The sequence below is a fragment of the Streptomyces sp. NBC_00569 genome (genome assembly GCF_036345255.1).
In the GTDB taxonomy this organism is placed as follows: domain Bacteria; phylum Actinomycetota; class Actinomycetes; order Streptomycetales; family Streptomycetaceae; genus Streptomyces.
Genome location: NZ_CP107783.1, coordinates 2,818,131 through 2,834,993, shown reverse-complemented (window position 1 = coordinate 2,834,993; position 16,863 = coordinate 2,818,131). Strand labels below are relative to the sequence as shown.

Sequence of the window (16,863 nt, the reverse complement as noted above, 5' to 3'; positions counted from 1 at the left end):
CTCATGAAGGAAGCACCATGGCACCTTCGGCAGCCCCTTCCCGCATCGTCATCGAGAACGCGGCCATCGCGACGGTCGACGCCAACGACACCGAGTACGCCTCGGGGTACGTGGTCGTCGCCGACAACAAGATCGAGTCCATCGGCGCCGGCCAGGCCCCCGCGGGCCTGGAGAACGTCGTGCGCCGCGTCGACGGCACCGGCCACCTCGTCACGCCCGGTCTGATCAACACGCACCACCACTTCTACCAGTGGATCACCCGCGGCCTGGCCACGGACCACAACCTGTTCAACTGGCTGGTCGCGCTGTACCCGACGTGGGCACGCATCGACGAGCAGATGGCCCGCGTCGCCGCGCAGGGCTCCCTCGCGATGATGGCCCGCGGCGGTGTGACCACCGCGATGGACCACCACTACGTGTACCCGAAGGGCTCCGGCGACCTGTCCGGCGCCATCATCGGGGCCGCCTCCGACATGGGTGTCCGCTTCACGCTCGCCCGTGGCTCCATGGACCGCTCCGAGAAGGACGGCGGCCTGCCGCCGGACTTCGCGGTCGAGACCCTCGAGGGTGCGCTCGCGGCCACCGAGGAGACCGTCGACAAGCACCATGACGCCTCCTTCGGCGCGATGACCCAGGTGGCCGTCGCCCCCTGTTCGCCGTTCTCCGTGTCCACCGAACTCATGAAGCAGGGCGCCGAGCTGGCGCGTCGGCTCGGGGTACGGCTGCACACCCACGGCAGCGAGACGGTCGAGGAGGAGAAGTTCTGCCACGAGCTCTTCGGCATGGGCCCGACCGACTACTTCGAGTCGACGGGCTGGCTCGGTGAGGACGTGTGGATGGCGCACTGCGTCCACATGAACGACTCGGACATCGCGGCCTTCGCCCGTACGGGCACGGGTGTCGCGCACTGCCCGTCGTCCAACGCGCGTCTGGCGGCCGGCATCGCCCGCGTCCCGGACATGCTCAAGGCCGGCGTTCCCGTCGGTCTCGGCGTCGACGGCACCGCGTCCAACGAGTCGGGCGAGCTGCACACCGAGCTGCGCAACGCGCTCCTCATCAACCGGCTCGGCGCGCACCGCGAGGCCGCCCTGAACGCCCGTCAGGCGCTCCGGCTCGGCACCGCCGGCGGGGCCCGGGTCCTGGGCCGCGCCGCCGAGATCGGCTCCCTGGAGGCGGGCAAGCTCGCCGACCTGGTCCTGTGGAAGATCGACGGCATCGGGCACTCCTCGATCGCCGACCCGGTCACCGCCATCGTCTTCGGCGCGGCGGCCCCGGTCACCCTCTCCCTCGTCAACGGAAAGCCGGTCGTCGAGGACGGACGCCTGCTGCACGCCGACGAGGACGCCATCGCCCGCGATGCGCGTCAGGAGGCCCAGCGCCTCGCGCGGATCACCGCCGAGGCCTGACAACCCTGGAACTCCGGTCGGGGGGGACGGCCCCCGACCGGACTTGAGCTGCCGAGCGGGCTGCTCAAGTGCCGCCCCGGATCGTGGCCCAACACTTCACGATCCCGGGGCGGTCAGCACTACCTGGGCGCAGTACCCACAACCGAATACCGGCAAGTCCTTGCACGTCGTACCACCTCCCAGAAGCGAGTGCCGCCCAGGCACTGGAAAACAACCGGAGGAGCCGCTGTGGCCATCAAGCCCAGGTTCACCAAGCAAGGCACCACCCCCGACGAGATATCCGAGGGGCACACCGAACATCCGACGGGCAAGCACCCGGTGGACGAGAAGCTGCCGCCGCTGAAGATGGCGACGACCGGCCTCCAGCACGTCGCCGCCATGTACGCGGGCGTCGTCGCGCCGCCCCTCATCGTGGGCGCCGCCGTGGGCCTGTCGCCCAAGGAGCTCACCTTCCTGACCGGCGCCTGCCTCTTCACCGCGGGGCTCGCCACCTTCCTCCAGACCCTCGGATTCTGGAAGATCGGTGCCCGTCTGCCGTTCGTCAACGGCGTCACCTTCGCCGGCGTCGCCCCCATGATCGCGGTCGTCAACTCGACCGACGACAAGAAGGACGCGCTGCCCGTCATCTTCGGGGCCGTGATCGTCGCCGGCGTTCTCGGTTTCATCGCCGCCCCCTTCTTCAGCAAGCTGGTGCGGTTCTTCCCGCCGGTCGTGACCGGCACGGTCATCACCCTCATCGGCGTCTCGCTGATGCCCGTCGCGTTCGGCTGGGCCCAGGGGCCCAACCCCGCGGCGAAGGACTACGGTTCGACGACCTATCTCACGCTGGCCGGCATCACCCTGGTCATCGTCCTGCTGCTGCGCAGGTTCACCACGGGCTTCGTGAAGCAGATCGCCGTACTACTCGGCCTGATCATCGGCACACTCGTCGCCATCCCCTTCGGCGTCACGGACTTCAGCCCGATCGGCGACGCGGACGTCGTCGGATTCCCGACGCCGTTCCACTTCGGCGCCCCGCAGTTCGCCGCCGCGGCGATCGTCTCCCTGTGCGTCGTCATGGTCGTCTCGATGACCGAGTCCACGGCCGACATGCTGGCGCTCGGCGAGATCGTGGAGCGCCCCGCCGACGAGAAGACCATCGCGGCCGGTCTGCGGGCCGACACGCTCGGCTCGGCGCTCAGCCCGTTGTTCAACGGCTTCATGTGCAGCGCGTTCGCCCAGAACATCGGCCTCGTCGCGATGACGAAGATCCGCAGCCGGTACGTCGTCGCCACGGGCGGCGGCTTCCTCGTCCTGATGGGTCTGTGCCCGATGGCCGCTTCGCTGATCGCGGTCGTGCCCCGGCCCGTCCTCGGCGGCGCGGGCGTCGTGCTCTTCGGTTCGGTCGCGGCGAGCGGCATCCAGACCCTCGTCAAGGCGAACCTGGAGCGGGACAACAACGTGCTGATCGTGGCCGTTTCGCTGGCCGTCGGGCTCATCCCGATCGCGGCGCCGGAGTTCTACCACGCCTTCCCGGAGACCGCGAAGATCATCCTGGATTCGGGTATCTCCACGGGCTGTGTGGCCGCGGTGATCCTCAATCTGATGTTCAACCACATCGGCCGCGGCGAGGACGCGGACGACGTGACGGCCCCGATGGAGCCGGGCGGTGAGATCGCTCAGACGCGCACGGTCGCCGGCGCCTCCACCTCGGCAGGGTCTTCCGCGGCAGGGGTGCACTGAACGTAACGTGCGCGACGCCGCCGACCGCATGGCGGAAGTTACTTTCCAGTTAACCCGGATTGCCGGTCCCGTGTGAGCCGCTGCGCGACGGGACCGGCCCCGGCGTCACAGCACGGAAGAAGCGCCACCCATGAATGACACCCTGACGTGCGGGCTGCCGCGCTGACCGTCATTCCGCCTCCTTCGCGGACCTTCCGCCGGGCTCGCGCAGCGTCCGTACGAGCAGCCAGCCGAGCGCCGGCAGGACGGTCAGCGGAGCGAGCGCTGTCCGCAGGGAGGTGGCGTCCGCGAGGGCGCCGATCGCCGGGCTCGCGATGCCGCCGACGCTGACCGCGAGGCCCAGCGTGACGCCGCTCGCGGTGCCCACGCGCCTCGGCAGATAGTCCTGGCCGAGCGTGATGTGCAGCGAGAACGGCACGTACAGACCGGCCGACGTCAGCGCCACGCACCCGTAGAGCGCGGGACCGGGGACGAAGACGACCCCGGCCACGGCGAGGACCGTCAGGGCGTACGACCAGCGGAGCACCGGCACGCGGCCGAAGCGGGTCGCGAGTCTGCCGCCCGCCACGGTGCCCACCGCGCCGCCGACGTAGAGCACGAACAACGCGGCCGTGCCCGCCACCTCGCCCCCGCCCGCCCGCTGGCGCGCGTACAGCGAGATGAACGCGCTCAGGCCGACGAAGACGACCGAGCGGCACATGATGGCGCCCGTCAGCTTGAGGAACGACGGCCAGTCGGCCCTGTCGGCCGCCGCGAGCGCGGGTCCGGCCGTCGCCGGGGCATCTCTCCGGCCCGAGCGCAGGGCGGCCACGCACAGCGCCGCTCCGGCCAGGCCCGGGACGACGAGCAGCGGCGACGCGTGCAGCCCGCCGGTCGCGACCACGGCCGAGACCAGCAGGGGCGCGGTGGCGAATCCGAGGTTGCCGCCCAGCGAGAACCAGCCCATCGCCGTATGGCTGCCACGGCTCGCGGCGCGGGCCACGCGCGCGGCCTCCGGGTGGTAGGCGGCCACCCCGATCCCGGACACCGCGACCACCACCAGTGTGAGGGCGTACGAGTCCCCGACGCCGGCCAGCGCCACACCGGCCCCGCCCACCACGCAGCTCACCGGAAGCAGCCATGGCATCGCCCACCGGTCGGTGAGTGCGCCGAACAGGGGCTGCACCACCGACGACAGCAGGGACGCGGCCAGGACGATCCCGGAGGCGGCGGCGTACGTGTAGGCCCGCTCGGAGACGAAGAACGGCACCAGAGCGGCCACCGCGCCCTGGTAGACGTCCACACACGCGTGCCCCAGGGCGAGCAGGGTGATGGGCCCGCGCCGGGAGTCCGACGGTCCGGGGGCATGCGTGGGTGGAGTCGTGGGCCCGGTCGTCGCAGTCGCGGGTGCGGGGGAAACGGAGGTCCGGTTGTCTGACACCCGCCCATCGTCCGTACCGGCCACGGTGGCGCGCTTCCGATAAAGTGCCAACGTATGCCGGATATCCGCCACACCCCGCAGGCGCCCACCCGCACCCAGACGCTGGCGGCGGGCGGACGGATCGAGCCGCACCGGCACGACGAGCACCAGATCGTCTACGCGGGCTCAGGGGTCCTCGCCGTCACCACCGACGCCGGCACCTGGTTCGCGCCCGGCACCCGCGCCATCTGGGTACCGGCCGGCTGTGTCCACGCCCACCGCGCCCACGGCCACCTGGACCTCCACACACTCGGCCTGCCCGCCCGGGTCAACCCGCTCGGTCTGGAAGCGCCCACCGTCCTGACCGTCGGCCCGCTCCTGCGCGAACTGCTCCTTGCCGCCACCCGTGGCCCTTACGACGACCGCCCCGAGAGCAGGCGCCTGCGCGCCGTCCTCCTCGACCAGCTGCGGGCGTCCCCACAGCAGCCCCTCCAACTCCCCACCCCCACCGACCCGCGCCTGAAGGCGGTCTGTGACCTCCTGTACGACGACCCGGCCGACGCCCGCCCCCTGGCCGCGCTCGGGAGGGCGTCCGGAGCCGGCGAACGCACGCTGAGCCGCCTCTTCCGCCGCGAACTGGGGATGACCTTCCCCCAGTGGCGCACCCAGCTCCGCCTCTACCACGCGCTGCGGATGCTGGCGGAGGGCGACCCGGTCACCGCGGTCGCGCACCGCTGCGGCTGGTCCTCCACCAGCGCGTTCATCGACGTGTTCCGCCGCGCGTTCGGCTGCACACCGGGGGAGCACAGCCGGCGCTAGGGCCTCTCGCCGCGTCTCCCTCGGCCGCCCGTGGCGGGCGCCGCGTCGTGAGGGTGGCTGTTCGGCTTGGACGAAAGCGGCGCGCACGGCACCGGCAGGTGCCGAACGCGCCGCCCCACAAGGGGAGTTGTCAGCCGATGTGGTAGCTGTCCCCGTACACCATCCAGTCCAGCGGCGGGTCCAGGTCCAGGTTGCCGTTCTTCAGGAAGACGCGCTGCGCGGTGTCGACGCGGCTCGTGTCGCTGTGGGCCTCCTCCTGCTTCATGGCCCACACCCGCGCGTCGAGGAACGCGTTCAGGTACGCGACCTCGTCGCCACCCTGCGCCGGTGGCTTCGCCCGGGCGAGAGCGCGCTTGCGGATGTTGCGGAAGCTGGTCGCGTCGTCGCCGTCACCGTGCATCACGATGGCGTCGTAGTACGCGAACTGCCCGAGCGTGCCGATGCCGTCGGCCTTGCCCTGTGAGACCGCCGGGTTGAAGTACACGCGGTCGCGCTCGTCGTTCTGGGCCTGCTGGAACGCGGAGTCCTCGGCCGCCTTCCCCCAGTCGCGCCGGTAGTCGGGGTCGAGGCCGTCGTGCGAGTCGGTGCCGTCCACCTCGCGCAGGGCGGGCAGGTACTTCGCCAGGACGTTGCCGGGCTTGCGCCGGGTGTAGAGCTCCACGAGGTCGAGCATGTCGCCGGTGCCGGAACAGAAGCCGATGATCCCGGCGGTGTAGCCGCGGCCGTCGCCGATGTCCTCGATGTAGCCGTACTGGGCCTTCCAGTCGAGCGAGGAGTTCTCCGCGCTCGACACCAGCTTCATGGCGATCTCCTTCTTCGCCGGGTCGTCGAGCCCGCCCGCGGAGACGGGCGTGGCCGTCGCGAGCTGGGTCGTGAGCAGCGGGGCCGCGACGACCGAGGCGCCGATCAGGGCGAGCAGGGTGCGACGCGACGTGCGTATGTGGGGGGTGTGCACGGGACCTCCATGGGGGGAGCTCGTTGTTCCGCGAACTGTTAGGAAGGTTTCCTACCAGAGATTGCGGGTGACGTATACCCGTCAAGCGGGAGGGAGTTGGGGGTCCGGGGCGGGGGTCGCCGTACTGGTGCAGGTGTTCCCGCACGTGAACGGCGGTTTTATGTGTGGCGGGGAGAGGGGAGGTGCGTCAGCGGCCCGGGCCGCAGGGGCGCGCGGCCGGGAGGCGCCCCGAGACGAACGCCGTCGGCGGTACGCCGAACAGCGCGTGGAACTCCGCCGTCATGTGCGACTGGTCGTAGTAACCGGTGGCCTGCGCGAGCCCCGCCCACCGCGGGTTCCCCCCGGCGCCCGCCCCGGCGAGCACCTGGCGCACCCGGTCGATCCGAGCGAAATGCTTGGGGGACAGGCCGATGTCATCCGCGAAGACATTGCGCAACTGGCGCTCGCTCACGGCGAGTTGCCGCGCCACCTGCGTGACCGTCCCCGGCCGGTCGCGCCCCGGGGCGGTCGACAGAGCCTCGACCGCCGCCCGCACCAGGCCGTCGCGGGCACGCTCGTCCCGGTCGCGGGGCATGAGGTCCTCCGGCAACAGCTCCGCCATGCGCGCGAGCACGGCGTCCGGGTCCGGAGCGGGCCCGAGGGCGGCGAGCCCGCGCGCGAGCCGCCGGCCCGCCTCGCCCGGAAGTGACTCCAACGGCTCGGCGCGGCCCACGAGTTCGCGTACGGACACCCCGAACAGCGGGCGTGCGGCACCGGGCCGGAACCGGAGCTGCAGACACATCGGGAGCCGCTTCTCCTCGTAGTACGACGCCTTGGTGCGCGGCCCGATGGCGACCACGTCGGTGCCGCCGTCCGGCAGCACACGGAACACGAGCCGCGTAGCCGTGTCCGGGACGTGAGTGATCGCGCCGGTGTCCCCCTGACCGAAGTCCGGGGAGCCGACGGAGCCGACGGAGTCGATCGAGTCGATCTCGGTGATCCAGGGCCGCAGCACCTCCGGCGGCGCGACAGCGGTGCCGTAGCGCCCGGGGGTGCTGTGGTGCCGAGGGGTGCTGTGGTGAGCGGGGGTGCGGGTGCGGTCCGGCGTCCCCGCCTCTTCAGCTGTCCTGTCCCGCAGCATGGTCACCGCTCCACGTTAACCGGGGGGAGTGCCGTCCGGGGGCCGCCGGCTGTGCCGGAATTTCCTAGCCGCGGTGGCCCGCTGACCGGCAGCGTCGAAGCCATGATCCTCATCACCGGTGCCACCGGCACCATCGGCAGTGAAGTGACCCGTCTCCTCGCCGCGCGCGGCGTCCCGCACCGCGCCCTGACCCGTGATCCGGCCCGAGCCGCCTTCGGACCCGCCACCGAGGTCGTCCGCGGGGACCTCGACGACCCGAGGACCCTCGACGCGGCGACGGCCGGCGCCACGGCCGTCTTCATGGTGACCCTGCCCGGCTCGGGCTCAGGGCCAGGGGCCCAGGACAAGGCCCTGCTGGACGCGGCCGTGGCGGCGGGCGTACGCAGGGTCGTGAAGCTCTCGGCGATCGGCACGGGTGAGCCGGGCGCCGGAGGCTTCGGCATGTGGCACGTCCCGGGTGAAGAGGCGCTGCGGGCGGGTGACGTGGAGTGGACCGTGCTGCGTCCCACGACGTTCGCGTCGAACTTCCTGTGGTCGGCGCCGGAGATCCGCGCGGGGCGGCCCGTCCCCAACCAGTTCGGGGACGGCGCCCAGGGCGTGATCGACCCGCGCGACGTCGCCGAGGCAGCCGTGGAGACCCTCCTCGCCGACGGGCACGACGGCCGCGTCTACACCCTCACCGGGCCCGAACTCCTCACCGTGCCCGACCAGGCGGCCGCCGTCGCCGCGGTGGCCGGCCGGTCTGTCGAGACCGTCGAACTGACCCCGGAGTCCGCCCGCGAGTACGTGCGCGCCGCGGGCATCGCCGAGCAGTCCGTGGACAGCGTTCTCGAAGGGTTCGCCTACGTCCGCGCCGGCCGTAACGCGATCGTCACGGACGACGTCGAACGCATCCTCGGACGCCCGCCCCGCACCTTCGCCCTGTGGGTCGAGGAGCACAAGGAGGCGTTCGTGTAAGGCTGTTGGGTGAGTAGTCCTGCCCGGAAGCGCGTGGTTCTTCCGGAATCAGAGACCGAAAGCGCGTGGATCCGACGCGAGTGCCCGGAAGTATTCGCGCGGATCCGCCACGAGCCTGCGCTCCTTGAGGTCCATCAGGCCCCCCACCCCGGTCACCTCCGCCGCGAGTGTGCCGTCGGCCTTGCGCACCGACTGCTCGATCCGGAACGTCTTGCCCTCCGTCCACACGAACGTACAGCTCACGTCCACCTCGTCGCCCGCGCGCAGCTCGCGGCGGTAGCGGACGGTCGTCTCCAGGGTGACCGGGCCGACCCCCTTCGCCAGCAGGTCGGCCTGCTGGATCCCGCCGTGCTGGAGCAGCGCCCATCGCGCGTGCTCCGCGTACTGCAGATACACGCTCTGATTGAGGTGCCCCTGCGAGTCGGTCTCGTACCCGCGCACTTGAATGCGCACGGTGAACGGCTCGGCCACGATGTCCCCTTCGCCGGCTACTGGGTCTGCTGCTTCGACTGCTACGGCTGGTGCCTGATCGTCATGATCTTCTCGGCGACGCCAGCAAGTACCGGCCCCCGGTGCGGGGTTCCGCGTGCTCGCTGACCTGCCACCCCGCCCGCTCCAACGCGGCGGCGCAGCCCGCGGTTCCGTCCGGTCCACGCCCCCTCACGGCCACGGCCTCCGGCTGTGGTGTGCCGCCGACTCTATAGCCGTCCCCGTCCGTGCCCTCCGCCGGTGGGCAGCCCGCCGCCTCCAGGGCGAGGGCGGCGGCCTGCACCAGATGCGTGCGCTCCCAGGCGCACGGCCGGTCGGTGGCGCCGTCCGGATTGGTCATGCGGCGCATCTCCACGAGCCCCTGCCAGGCGCTGCGCACCTCGCGCGCCCGCGCCGGACCGCGAGGACCCGGCGCCTCTCCGCCCACCCGTGCCGCGAACGGGCCGCCGCCCGAAGCCTCCGGCGGCGGGGGCCGCTCGGCGCGCTCGGGCACGTCCCCCGCCTCCCGTATCCGGTGTCCGGTCGGTGTCAGGAAGTGGTCGTGCGGCGGGCGCGGGTGCCGGAACGCGAGCTTCATCAGGACGAGACGCGCGAGCTGCGCGTCGCCGCCCTTCAGCCGCCCGGTGACCGGGTCGGCCTCCTCGACGATGCGCCGCTGCGCGGCGGACAGCGGCCTGGTCATGGCGCCACCCCCTGATCCCGTCCCTCGGCCGTGCGTGCTCCGTACGTTCCGATGGTGCAGCAAGGGTCTGACAACGGCCGGTCCGACGGCGTATCAGGGTCGCAGGTTCCACCCGGCGACGACCGGGCGGCTGTGTTCCGTGCTCAGCCTGCTGACCGTGCCCGTCGCGAGCAGGAAGTGCGCGCCGTCCGCCGGGGTCAGGCCGAGCCTGCGCGCCGTGAGGACCCGCAGGAAGTGGCCGTGGCCGACGAGGACGACACTGCCCTCGTTCTCCGACAGCGCGGCGTCCACCTTGGCCAGCATCCGGTCGGCCCGCGCCCCGACCTCTTCGGGGCTCTCGCCGGGGTGCTCCGGGGGCCCTGGCGCGACCCCGTCCGTGAAGAGGAACCAGCCGGGCCGGGTGCGCTGGATCTCGAGCGTGGTGACGCCCTCGTACGCGCCGTAGTCCCACTCGCAGAGGTCGGCGTCGACCCGCACGTTCCCGAGACCCGCGAGTTTCGCGGTCTCGTGCGCACGCACCATCGGGCTCGAGAAGACGGCACCGACGTGATAGCTGTGGACGAGCGGGGCGAGCTTGCGGGCCTGCTCGCGGCCGTTCTCCGTCAGCGGGATGTCGGTCCAGCTCGTGTGCTGCCCGGACAGGGCCCACTCGGTCTCGCCGTGCCGGACCAGCAGCAGGTCACCCATGCGACTGTCCTGTTCTCTCCGAGGCTGCCGTCGGTCGGGCCCGGCGATCTTGCCCGGCCCGTCGTTCGAACCGTACACGCGGTGCGGGAGGGACGCCCGGCCTTGATTGTCAGACCCCGCCCGTAAGGTCGTAGACGTCGTCGGTCCCGCCGGACGAGGACGACGCGCGCCGCACCGACCAGGGCGAACGCATGCCGTACGGATCAGGGAAGGAGCCGGGCCATGACGGAGCAGACCCACCACCGGGGCGTCACCGTCTCCGCGGCCGCCGTGTTCCTCCCCGCGCCCCTGCCGCGCGAGAGCACGGTCGCGTTCTGGCACCCGGACGGCACGGACCTGCCCGGCGCCACCCCGCTCACCGTCGTCCGGCCGCACGGAGCGGGCGCCCGCACCCGGACCGTGCCCGCCGTCCGGCTGTCCGTCACCGACGCCCTGCCCCTGCTCGTGCGGGCGCGGCACACCCCCGGCGCCCACCCCGCCGCGGCCTGCTGGGGCGCCGCCGCCCTGCACGCCCTGCACCTCGTGGGCCGCGGCCGCCTCCTGCCCGGCCTCACCGCCTCCGATCACGACGCGTGGCGTGCGGGCCCGCTCGACGCGGACGACATCGCACAGCTGCGCGCCATCGCCGCCGCCATGCCGTACGAGGCCCATGCCGCGCCGGTGGAGGGCTCCGAGCCGCTGCGGCTGCCCGATCCCGAAGCTCTCGTGCGCGCGTTCCTCGACGCGGTCGCCGACTCCCTGCCGCGCAGCCCCGCCGCCCCCTTCGCGGCCGGGGCGCCCTTCGCCTCCTTCGCGCCGCAGCACCTGCCCCGCGCGCGTGCCTGGGCGGTCGAGGCGGCCGCAGGCATGGACGCGGGCGTGCGGGTCTCCCTGCGCCTCGACCTGTCGAACTTCACGCTCTTCGACACGGACGACGCCCCCGGCCCCGCCGACACCTCTGCCCGTGAGGACGGCCCGGCAAGCGCCGGTACCGAGGAGCGGCGGCGGGCCGGGGCCGCGCTCGTCCAGGTGCACAGCCTCGCCGACCCCACCCAGGTCGTCGACGCGGCGCGGCTCTGGGCCGGCGACGGCGAGGCGCACTTCGGCCCGCGCGCCAGGATCGACGCCGTTCTCGCCCTGCGCCGCGCCGCCCGCGTCTGGCCCCCGCTCGGCCGCGTCCTGGAGCGCGACGTGCCCGCCGTCCTCGCGCTCTCCGAGGGCGAGCTCCTCGACCTCCTCGGCCCGGCCACCGCCCGCCTCGCGGACGCGGGCGTCGAGGTTCACTGGCCCAGGGACCTGGCCCGCGCCCTCACCGCCACCGCCGTGGTGCGCGCCGCCGCGCCCGGCTCCGCCACCGACGGCACCCCGTTCTTCGACGGGGAGGAACTCCTCAAGTTCAACTGGCAGTTGGCGCTCGACGGCGACCCGCTCACCGAGCGTGAGATGGACGAACTCGCCGAGTCCCACCGTCCCGTCGTCCGGCTGCGCGACCAGTGGGTCGTCGTCGACCCCGACCTCGTCCGCAAGGCCCGCAAGCGCGAACTGGGGCTGCTCCAGCCCGTCGACGCGCTCGCCGTGGCCCTCACCGGCGAGGCCGAGATCGACGGGGAGCGGGTCGAGGCCGTCCCCACCGGAGTCCTCGCCCACCTGCGCGACCGCCTCGTCGAAGGCCCCTCCGCCGCCGCCCAGCCCGCGGGCCTGCACGCCACGCTCCGCGACTACCAGCTGCGGGGCCTCGCCTGGCTCGACCTCATGACCTCGCTCGGCCTCGGCGGCTGCCTCGCCGACGACATGGGCCTCGGCAAGACGGTCACCCTCATCGCGCTCCACCTGCGCAGGAACAAGGCGGCGCCCACCCTCGTCGTCTGCCCGGCGTCCCTCCTCGGGAACTGGCAGCGGGAGATCATCCGCTTCGCCCCCGGCGTCCCGGTCCGCCGCTTCCACGGCGCCGACCGCACCCTCGACGGCCTCGACGGCGGCTTCGTCCTCACCACGTACGGCACCCTGCGCACCCGCGCCGCCGAACTGGCCGGCCACACCTGGGGCATGGTCGTCGCCGACGAGGCGCAGCACATCAAGAACCCCTTCTCCGCCACCGCCAAGGCGCTGCGCACGATCCCGTCGCCCGCCCGTGTCGCGCTCACCGGCACGCCCGTGGAGAACAACCTCTCCGAGCTGTGGGCCCTGCTCGACTGGACGACCCCCGGGCTGCTCGGCCCGCTCAAGTCGTTCCGCGCACGGCACGCGCGCGCCGTGGAGACCGGTGAGGACGCCGAGGCCGTCGAGCGCCTGGCCCGCCTGGTGCGGCCGTTCCTGCTCCGCCGCAAGAAGTCCGACCCCGGCATCGTCCCCGAGCTGCCGCCCAAGACCGAGTCGGACCACCCGGCCCCCCTCACCCGCGAACAGGCCTCGCTCTACGAGGCGGTCGTCCGCGAGGCGATGGCCGAGATCGAGGCCGCAGAAGGCATCGCACGCCGCGGCCTGATCATGAAACTCCTGACGTCGCTCAAGCAGATCTGCAACCACCCGGCGCAGTTCCTCAAGGAGGCGGACGGCCCGCGCGCCCGCCTCACCGGCCGCTCCGGCAAGCTCGCCCTGCTCGACGAACTCCTCGACACGATCCTCGCGGAGGACGGCTCCGTCCTCGTCTTCACGCAGTACGTGTCCATGGCCCGCCTCCTCGCGACCCACCTGGCCTCCCGCGCGATCCCCTCCCAACTCCTGCACGGCGGAACGCCCGTGGCCGAACGCGAGCGCATGGTCGACCGCTTCCAGTCCGGCGAGGTACCCGTCTTCCTGCTCTCCCTCAAGGCCGCCGGTACCGGCCTCAACCTCACGCGCGCGGGCCACGTCGTCCACTTCGACCGCTGGTGGAATCCGGCCGTCGAGGAGCAGGCCACCGACCGCGCCTACCGCATCGGCCAGACCCAGCCCGTCCAGGTCCACCGCCTCATCACCGAGGGCACCGTCGAGGACCGTATCGCCGAGATGCTCGCCGCCAAGAAGGCCCTCGCGGACGCCGTGCTCGGCTCCGGCGAAGCCGCCCTGACCGAGCTGACCGACCGGGAGCTCGCCGACCTCGTCTCCCTCAGGAGGACGGCATGACCCCCCACACGCCGGGCCGCGCGGGCGCGCACGCCCAGGCCCGCGCCCGCGTCGACGACCGCCGCCGCACCTTCCCGCCCCTGCCGCCCCGCACCCGCACGGCCGACGACTTCGCCCTGACCTGGTGGGGGAACGCGTGGGTGGACGCCCTCGTGGACACGGCGCTCGACACGGCCCGCCTCACCCGCGGCCGCGCCTACGCCGACCGAGGGCACGTCGACGCCATCACCGCGACCCCCGGCCGCGTCATGGCCTACGTCCACGGCTCACGCCCCCGGCCGTACCGCACGGAGATCCGTCTGCGCACCCTTCACGACGACGACTGGGAGCGCATCCTCGACACGGCGGCCGCCCGCCCCGACCACATGGCCGCGCTCCTCGACAAGGACGTGCCGCACGCGCTGGCCGCCGTCGCCGACCTCCTGCCCGCCGTCGGCGACCTGATCCCCGACTGCTCCTGCCCGGACGACGGTCACCCCTGCAAGCACGCGGCCGCGCTCTGCTACCAGACGGCACGACTGCTCGACGAGGACCCGTTCGTCCTGTTCCTGCTGCGTGGCCGCGGCGAACAGGAGCTCCTCGCCGACCTGACCCGGCGCAACGCGGCCCGTGCCGCCGGCGAGCGCTCCGCCACGGCTCCCGCGCTGCCCTCGGTCGAGGCCCGCGAAGCCCTCGCCCCCCGCACCCTGCCGCACCTGCCCCCGCCGTTCCCGGCCCCCGCGCACCCGGGCCGCCCGCCCGTCTACCCGCACGCCTCCGGCGCCCCCGACCCGCTCGCCCTCGACCTCCTCGCCACGGAGGCCGCGGCCCGCGCCCACACGTTCCTCACCCGGGGCATCGACCCGATCGCCGGACTCACCCCCTGGCAGGACGCGGTCCGGCTCGCCGCCGCCCACCCCGGCTCCGGCCTCGCGGCGTCCACGCGCGCGCTGTACAAGTCCCTCGCCCAGGGCACCGGACGCACGGCCACCGACCTGGCCCGCGCCGTCGCCGCCTGGCGCCAGGGCGGACTCGCGGGCCTGGACGTCCTCGAAGGGGAGTGGGACCCGCCGGCCGGTCCCTTCGACCGCGCCCGCCCGGCCCTCATCGCCGCGGACTTCCCCCACTTCCGCCCCCACCGTAACCGGCTCTCGACCGACAACCTCCAGCTCCGCCTCGGCCGCGAAGGCCTCTGGTACGGCTACGAGTCGGACCCCGGCCGCGAGGACTGGTGGCCGAGAGGCACCCCCGACACGGACCCGGTGGGCGCCCTCACGGCATTGCTCGGCCGCTGAAGGCCGGGCCGGGCCGGCGGGCGCACCCCCGACACGGACCCGGTGGGCGCCCTCACGGCACTGCTCGGCTGCTGAAGGCCGGGCCGGGCCGGCGGGCCGTCAAGAGCTCGCTCCCACAAGGCGTACGGCTCACGGCGCACGACTCACGGCTCCGGCCCACGACCGGGCACGGTCTTCACAACGCCTCGGCCCACCGCGTCAGCGTCGTGAAGTCCCTCTCGCGCAGCCCGTGGCGCGGGTGGATGCGCAGGAGCAGCGCCGGGGCGTCGTGGTGCGCCGTCACATGACGGGAGTCCAGGTCCGTGATCATGTCGTCGACCCAGGCGAAGGGCCGCCCGGCCGCCCAGTCGAGCAGCGGGCGCGTCTTCCAGTAGAGGCCGTCGGGATCGCGGGCGAACAGTTCGGGCCACTCGATCACGGGGAGCGCGGCGGGCAGTCCGATCGCCGGGCCGATCATCTCGTTCGCCTCGTGCATCCACGTGGTCGCCCAGGCCAGTTCGAAGGGCAGGCCGACCAAGCGCCGGCCGTGGGAGGGGTTGAGCACGACCCGTAACCCGCGGCGGTGGCGGCGGGAGCCGGGGGTCTGGCGCGCGAGCCAGTTCGCCGGGTGGCAGCGGTGAGCGGCGTATCCGCGCAGACGGGGGAGGCGGGCGGCGTACGGGTTGAGGGGTCCGTCGACGTCGAGGAGGAGCAGCGGCCTGTCTGTCATGCAGAGGTGTTGCCCAGTGAGACCGGTGATCGCTCATCGCGCCGCCGGACACACCGTCAGCGCACGCTCGGGGCCGCCGACTCGATGAACCTCGTCAGGGCGTCCTTGCACCGCCGCGACCGCCGGTCCCGGTCCTCCTCGTCCACCGACTCGTGCAGACAGTTCGCCAACTCGAAGGCGGACTCCGCCAGTTGACGGGTTTCCGCCCGGTCGCACACCAACTGGAGCCGCGCCAGCGCCTGCCGCGCGCTGATCCGCGCCTCGTACGACGCGAAGCGGGCCTCCTCCGCCTGCGAGGAACCCGGCAACTCCTGCGCCCGGAACCACCGGTCGTTCTGACTGCGCCGGTAGTCGAACAGGGCCCCGGCGAACGCGCTGTAACTGGAGATCCGCTCCTGACGCAGCTGCTCGGCACGGGCGAGCCCGGCGACCCGCTCCGTGGACCGCGCCTGGAAGAAGTGGGTGACGACGGACCCGAGCAGGGTGCCGAGCACGGCTATCAGCGCCGCATCCATGGTGAGTTGCTCCTCGTGGTCCGGGGAAAAACCATTCGATTCGGAGTGCGGTGCCTGACTACCTTTCTCGCGTGGCAACGAAACTCAATCAGATCATCGCAGTCGAGAAAGGCGTCAAGTCCAAGGCACACCAGGACCTGACGGCGGCCCATCACGGGCTTCACAAGCCGGCACTCCTGGCCGGGATCTCGCGTACCTACCAGCCCAAGGACGAGGAGGGCGAGCAGCTGCCGCCCGAGTCGACACGGGTCCAGGTGAGGGCCGAGCACGTGCTGCGGGACACCGCGAAGACGCTCACCCGGCTGTTCGATGTGACCGCCACCAAGGACTGGGCGAACTGCGAGGCGCGCGCCGATGTCACCGTCGACGGACGGGCCGTCCTGAGCCAGGTGCCGGTCGCGTATCTGCTCTTCCTGGAGAAGCAGCTCGTCGACCTTAACGCCTTCGTGCGCAAGCTGCCCGTGCTCGACGCCTCCGAGGCGTGGACGCAGGACCCGTCGACCGACGACTGGAAGACGGAGCCGGTGCGGACGCTGCGCACCAAGAAGGTGCCGCGCAACCACGTGAAGGCCGAGGCGACCGAGAAGCACCCGGCGCAGGTCGAGGTGTACTACGAGGACGTGCCCGTCGGGTACTGGACGACCGTGAAGTTCTCCGGGGCGCTGCCCGCGCGCAGGGTGAACGAGCTGCTCGAGCGGATCGAGAGGCTCCAGCAGGCCGTCAAGTTCGCCCGCGAGGAGGCGAACGCGGCGGAGGTCGCCGACCAGCGGGCGGGTGACCCCGTGTTCAGCTACCTCTTCGGCTGATCCAGGGGCACATTCAAGACTCCCCGGGCGCCGCTGAGCGGCGGCCGGGGTGCGCGAGGAGCGCAAAGCTGAAGCTGAAGCTTGTCGTGACGGTGCGGTCCGCACAGCACACGCGGACCGCCATCAATCTCAGACTCTTGCTCCAGACTCAGTATTCGCCGCTCATCGCCGAATCGATCGGACCCGGGCCCCAGGCCCCGAATTGCCGGTTCGAATCCGGCCCGCCCAGCTCGATGGGC

General features: G+C 72.6%; 15 protein-coding genes. 7 read left to right on the top strand and 8 right to left on the bottom strand.

Annotated features, from left to right (window positions below; genetic code table 11):
* The first annotated feature begins 17 nt into the window (after positions 1–17).
* Together OHO83_RS12845 and OHO83_RS12840 are read left to right on the top strand one after the other, a co-directional pair.
* Positions 18–1,406, top strand: a complete 1,389-nt coding sequence (locus OHO83_RS12845) for an 8-oxoguanine deaminase (protein ID WP_266558447.1) — start codon at positions 18–20, stop codon at positions 1,404–1,406.
* 345 nt (positions 1,407–1,751) lie between these two features.
* Positions 1,752–3,128: a nucleobase:cation symporter-2 family protein gene (locus OHO83_RS12840; protein WP_266676739.1), complete on the top strand. Its 1,377-nt coding sequence runs from the start codon at positions 1,752–1,754 to the stop codon at positions 3,126–3,128.
* A gap of 169 nt (positions 3,129–3,297) precedes the next feature.
* Here the strand turns inward: OHO83_RS12840 and OHO83_RS12835 are convergent, their stop codons facing one another.
* On the bottom strand, positions 3,298–4,440 hold the full coding sequence (locus tag OHO83_RS12835) for an MFS transporter (protein WP_330280769.1): 1,143 nt from the start codon (positions 4,438–4,440) through the stop codon (positions 3,298–3,300).
* A 162-nt stretch (positions 4,441–4,602) separates the two neighbouring features.
* On the opposite strand from OHO83_RS12835, the gene OHO83_RS12830 reads away from it, so the two are divergent.
* Positions 4,603–5,346: an AraC family transcriptional regulator gene (locus OHO83_RS12830; RefSeq protein WP_266675216.1), complete on the top strand. Its 744-nt coding sequence runs from the start codon at positions 4,603–4,605 to the stop codon at positions 5,344–5,346.
* A 130-nt stretch (positions 5,347–5,476) separates the two neighbouring features.
* Here the strand turns inward: OHO83_RS12830 and OHO83_RS12825 are convergent, their stop codons facing one another.
* Positions 5,477–6,301 (bottom strand): chitosanase, encoded by an 825-nt coding sequence (locus OHO83_RS12825; RefSeq protein ID WP_330279469.1) that lies wholly within the window; start codon positions 6,299–6,301, stop codon positions 5,477–5,479.
* Between the two features lie 187 nt (positions 6,302–6,488).
* A complete protein-coding gene (locus OHO83_RS12820) occupies positions 6,489–7,421 on the bottom strand; it encodes a helix-turn-helix domain-containing protein (RefSeq protein WP_330280768.1) in 933 nt (310 codons plus the stop codon).
* A 102-nt stretch (positions 7,422–7,523) separates the two neighbouring features.
* Between OHO83_RS12820 and OHO83_RS12815 the strand changes: the two genes are divergently transcribed.
* Entirely contained in the window at positions 7,524–8,378 is an 855-nt protein-coding gene (locus OHO83_RS12815) for an NAD(P)H-binding protein (protein ID WP_330279468.1), read from the top strand.
* Positions 8,379–8,426: 48 nt separating this feature from the next.
* Here the strand turns inward: OHO83_RS12815 and OHO83_RS12810 are convergent, their stop codons facing one another.
* The 3 genes from OHO83_RS12810 to OHO83_RS12800 form a co-directional block, all read right to left on the bottom strand.
* The gene (locus tag OHO83_RS12810) at positions 8,427–8,849 is read right to left on the bottom strand and encodes an acyl-CoA thioesterase (protein WP_266675219.1); all 423 of its coding nucleotides are present in this window, start codon (positions 8,847–8,849) and stop codon (positions 8,427–8,429) included.
* 61 nt (positions 8,850–8,910) lie between these two features.
* Positions 8,911–9,549 (bottom strand): hypothetical protein, encoded by a 639-nt coding sequence (locus OHO83_RS12805; protein WP_330279467.1) that lies wholly within the window; start codon positions 9,547–9,549, stop codon positions 8,911–8,913.
* A 93-nt stretch (positions 9,550–9,642) separates the two neighbouring features.
* Positions 9,643–10,236, bottom strand: coding sequence for a histidine phosphatase family protein (locus OHO83_RS12800; protein ID WP_266675221.1), 594 nt, complete (start codon positions 10,234–10,236; stop codon positions 9,643–9,645).
* A gap of 222 nt (positions 10,237–10,458) precedes the next feature.
* Here OHO83_RS12800 and OHO83_RS12795 point away from each other — a divergent pair, with 222 nt between their 5' ends.
* Positions 10,459–13,320: a DEAD/DEAH box helicase gene (locus OHO83_RS12795; RefSeq protein WP_330279466.1), complete on the top strand. Its 2,862-nt coding sequence runs from the start codon at positions 10,459–10,461 to the stop codon at positions 13,318–13,320.
* Entirely contained in the window at positions 13,317–14,594 is a 1,278-nt protein-coding gene (locus OHO83_RS12790) for an SWIM zinc finger family protein (RefSeq protein ID WP_323186948.1), read from the top strand. Before OHO83_RS12795 ends, OHO83_RS12790 begins: the two co-directional genes overlap by 4 nt.
* A gap of 175 nt (positions 14,595–14,769) precedes the next feature.
* Here OHO83_RS12790 and OHO83_RS12785 read toward each other — a convergent pair whose 3' ends face one another.
* Complete coding sequence (locus OHO83_RS12785; protein WP_266675223.1) at positions 14,770–15,303, bottom strand: hypothetical protein; 534 nt, start codon at positions 15,301–15,303, stop codon at positions 14,770–14,772.
* A gap of 56 nt (positions 15,304–15,359) precedes the next feature.
* Positions 15,360–15,818 (bottom strand): hypothetical protein, encoded by a 459-nt coding sequence (locus OHO83_RS12780; protein WP_330279465.1) that lies wholly within the window; start codon positions 15,816–15,818, stop codon positions 15,360–15,362.
* 71 nt (positions 15,819–15,889) lie between these two features.
* Here OHO83_RS12780 and OHO83_RS12775 point away from each other — a divergent pair, with 71 nt between their 5' ends.
* Complete coding sequence (locus OHO83_RS12775; protein ID WP_266675225.1) at positions 15,890–16,624, top strand: DUF7873 family protein; 735 nt, start codon at positions 15,890–15,892, stop codon at positions 16,622–16,624.
* Positions 16,625–16,863: the final 239 nt, after the last annotated feature.

Excerpts from the sequence above, each read along its gene's own strand:
- OHO83_RS12800 (WP_266675221.1), bottom strand. The coding sequence starts at position 10,236 with ATGGGTGACCTGCTGCTGGTCCGGCACGGCGAGACCGAGTGGGCCCTG.
- OHO83_RS12780 (WP_330279465.1), bottom strand. The coding sequence starts at position 15,818 with ATGGATGCGGCGCTGATAGCCGTGCTCGGCACCCTGCTCGGGTCCGTC.
- OHO83_RS12845 (WP_266558447.1), top strand. The coding sequence starts at position 18 with ATGGCACCTTCGGCAGCCCCTTCCCGCATCGTCATCGAGAACGCGGCC.
- OHO83_RS12830 (WP_266675216.1), top strand. The coding sequence starts at position 4,603 with ATGCCGGATATCCGCCACACCCCGCAGGCGCCCACCCGCACCCAGACG.
- OHO83_RS12785 (WP_266675223.1), bottom strand. The coding sequence starts at position 15,303 with ATGACAGACAGGCCGCTGCTCCTCCTCGACGTCGACGGACCCCTCAAC.
- OHO83_RS12820 (WP_330280768.1), bottom strand. The coding sequence starts at position 7,421 with ATGCTGCGGGACAGGACAGCTGAAGAGGCGGGGACGCCGGACCGCACC.
- OHO83_RS12840 (WP_266676739.1), top strand. The coding sequence starts at position 1,752 with ATGGCGACGACCGGCCTCCAGCACGTCGCCGCCATGTACGCGGGCGTC.
- OHO83_RS12790 (WP_323186948.1), top strand. The coding sequence starts at position 13,317 with ATGACCCCCCACACGCCGGGCCGCGCGGGCGCGCACGCCCAGGCCCGC.
- OHO83_RS12795 (WP_330279466.1), top strand. The coding sequence starts at position 10,459 with ATGACGGAGCAGACCCACCACCGGGGCGTCACCGTCTCCGCGGCCGCC.
- OHO83_RS12815 (WP_330279468.1), top strand. The coding sequence starts at position 7,524 with ATGATCCTCATCACCGGTGCCACCGGCACCATCGGCAGTGAAGTGACC.
- OHO83_RS12805 (WP_330279467.1), bottom strand. The coding sequence starts at position 9,549 with ATGACCAGGCCGCTGTCCGCCGCGCAGCGGCGCATCGTCGAGGAGGCC.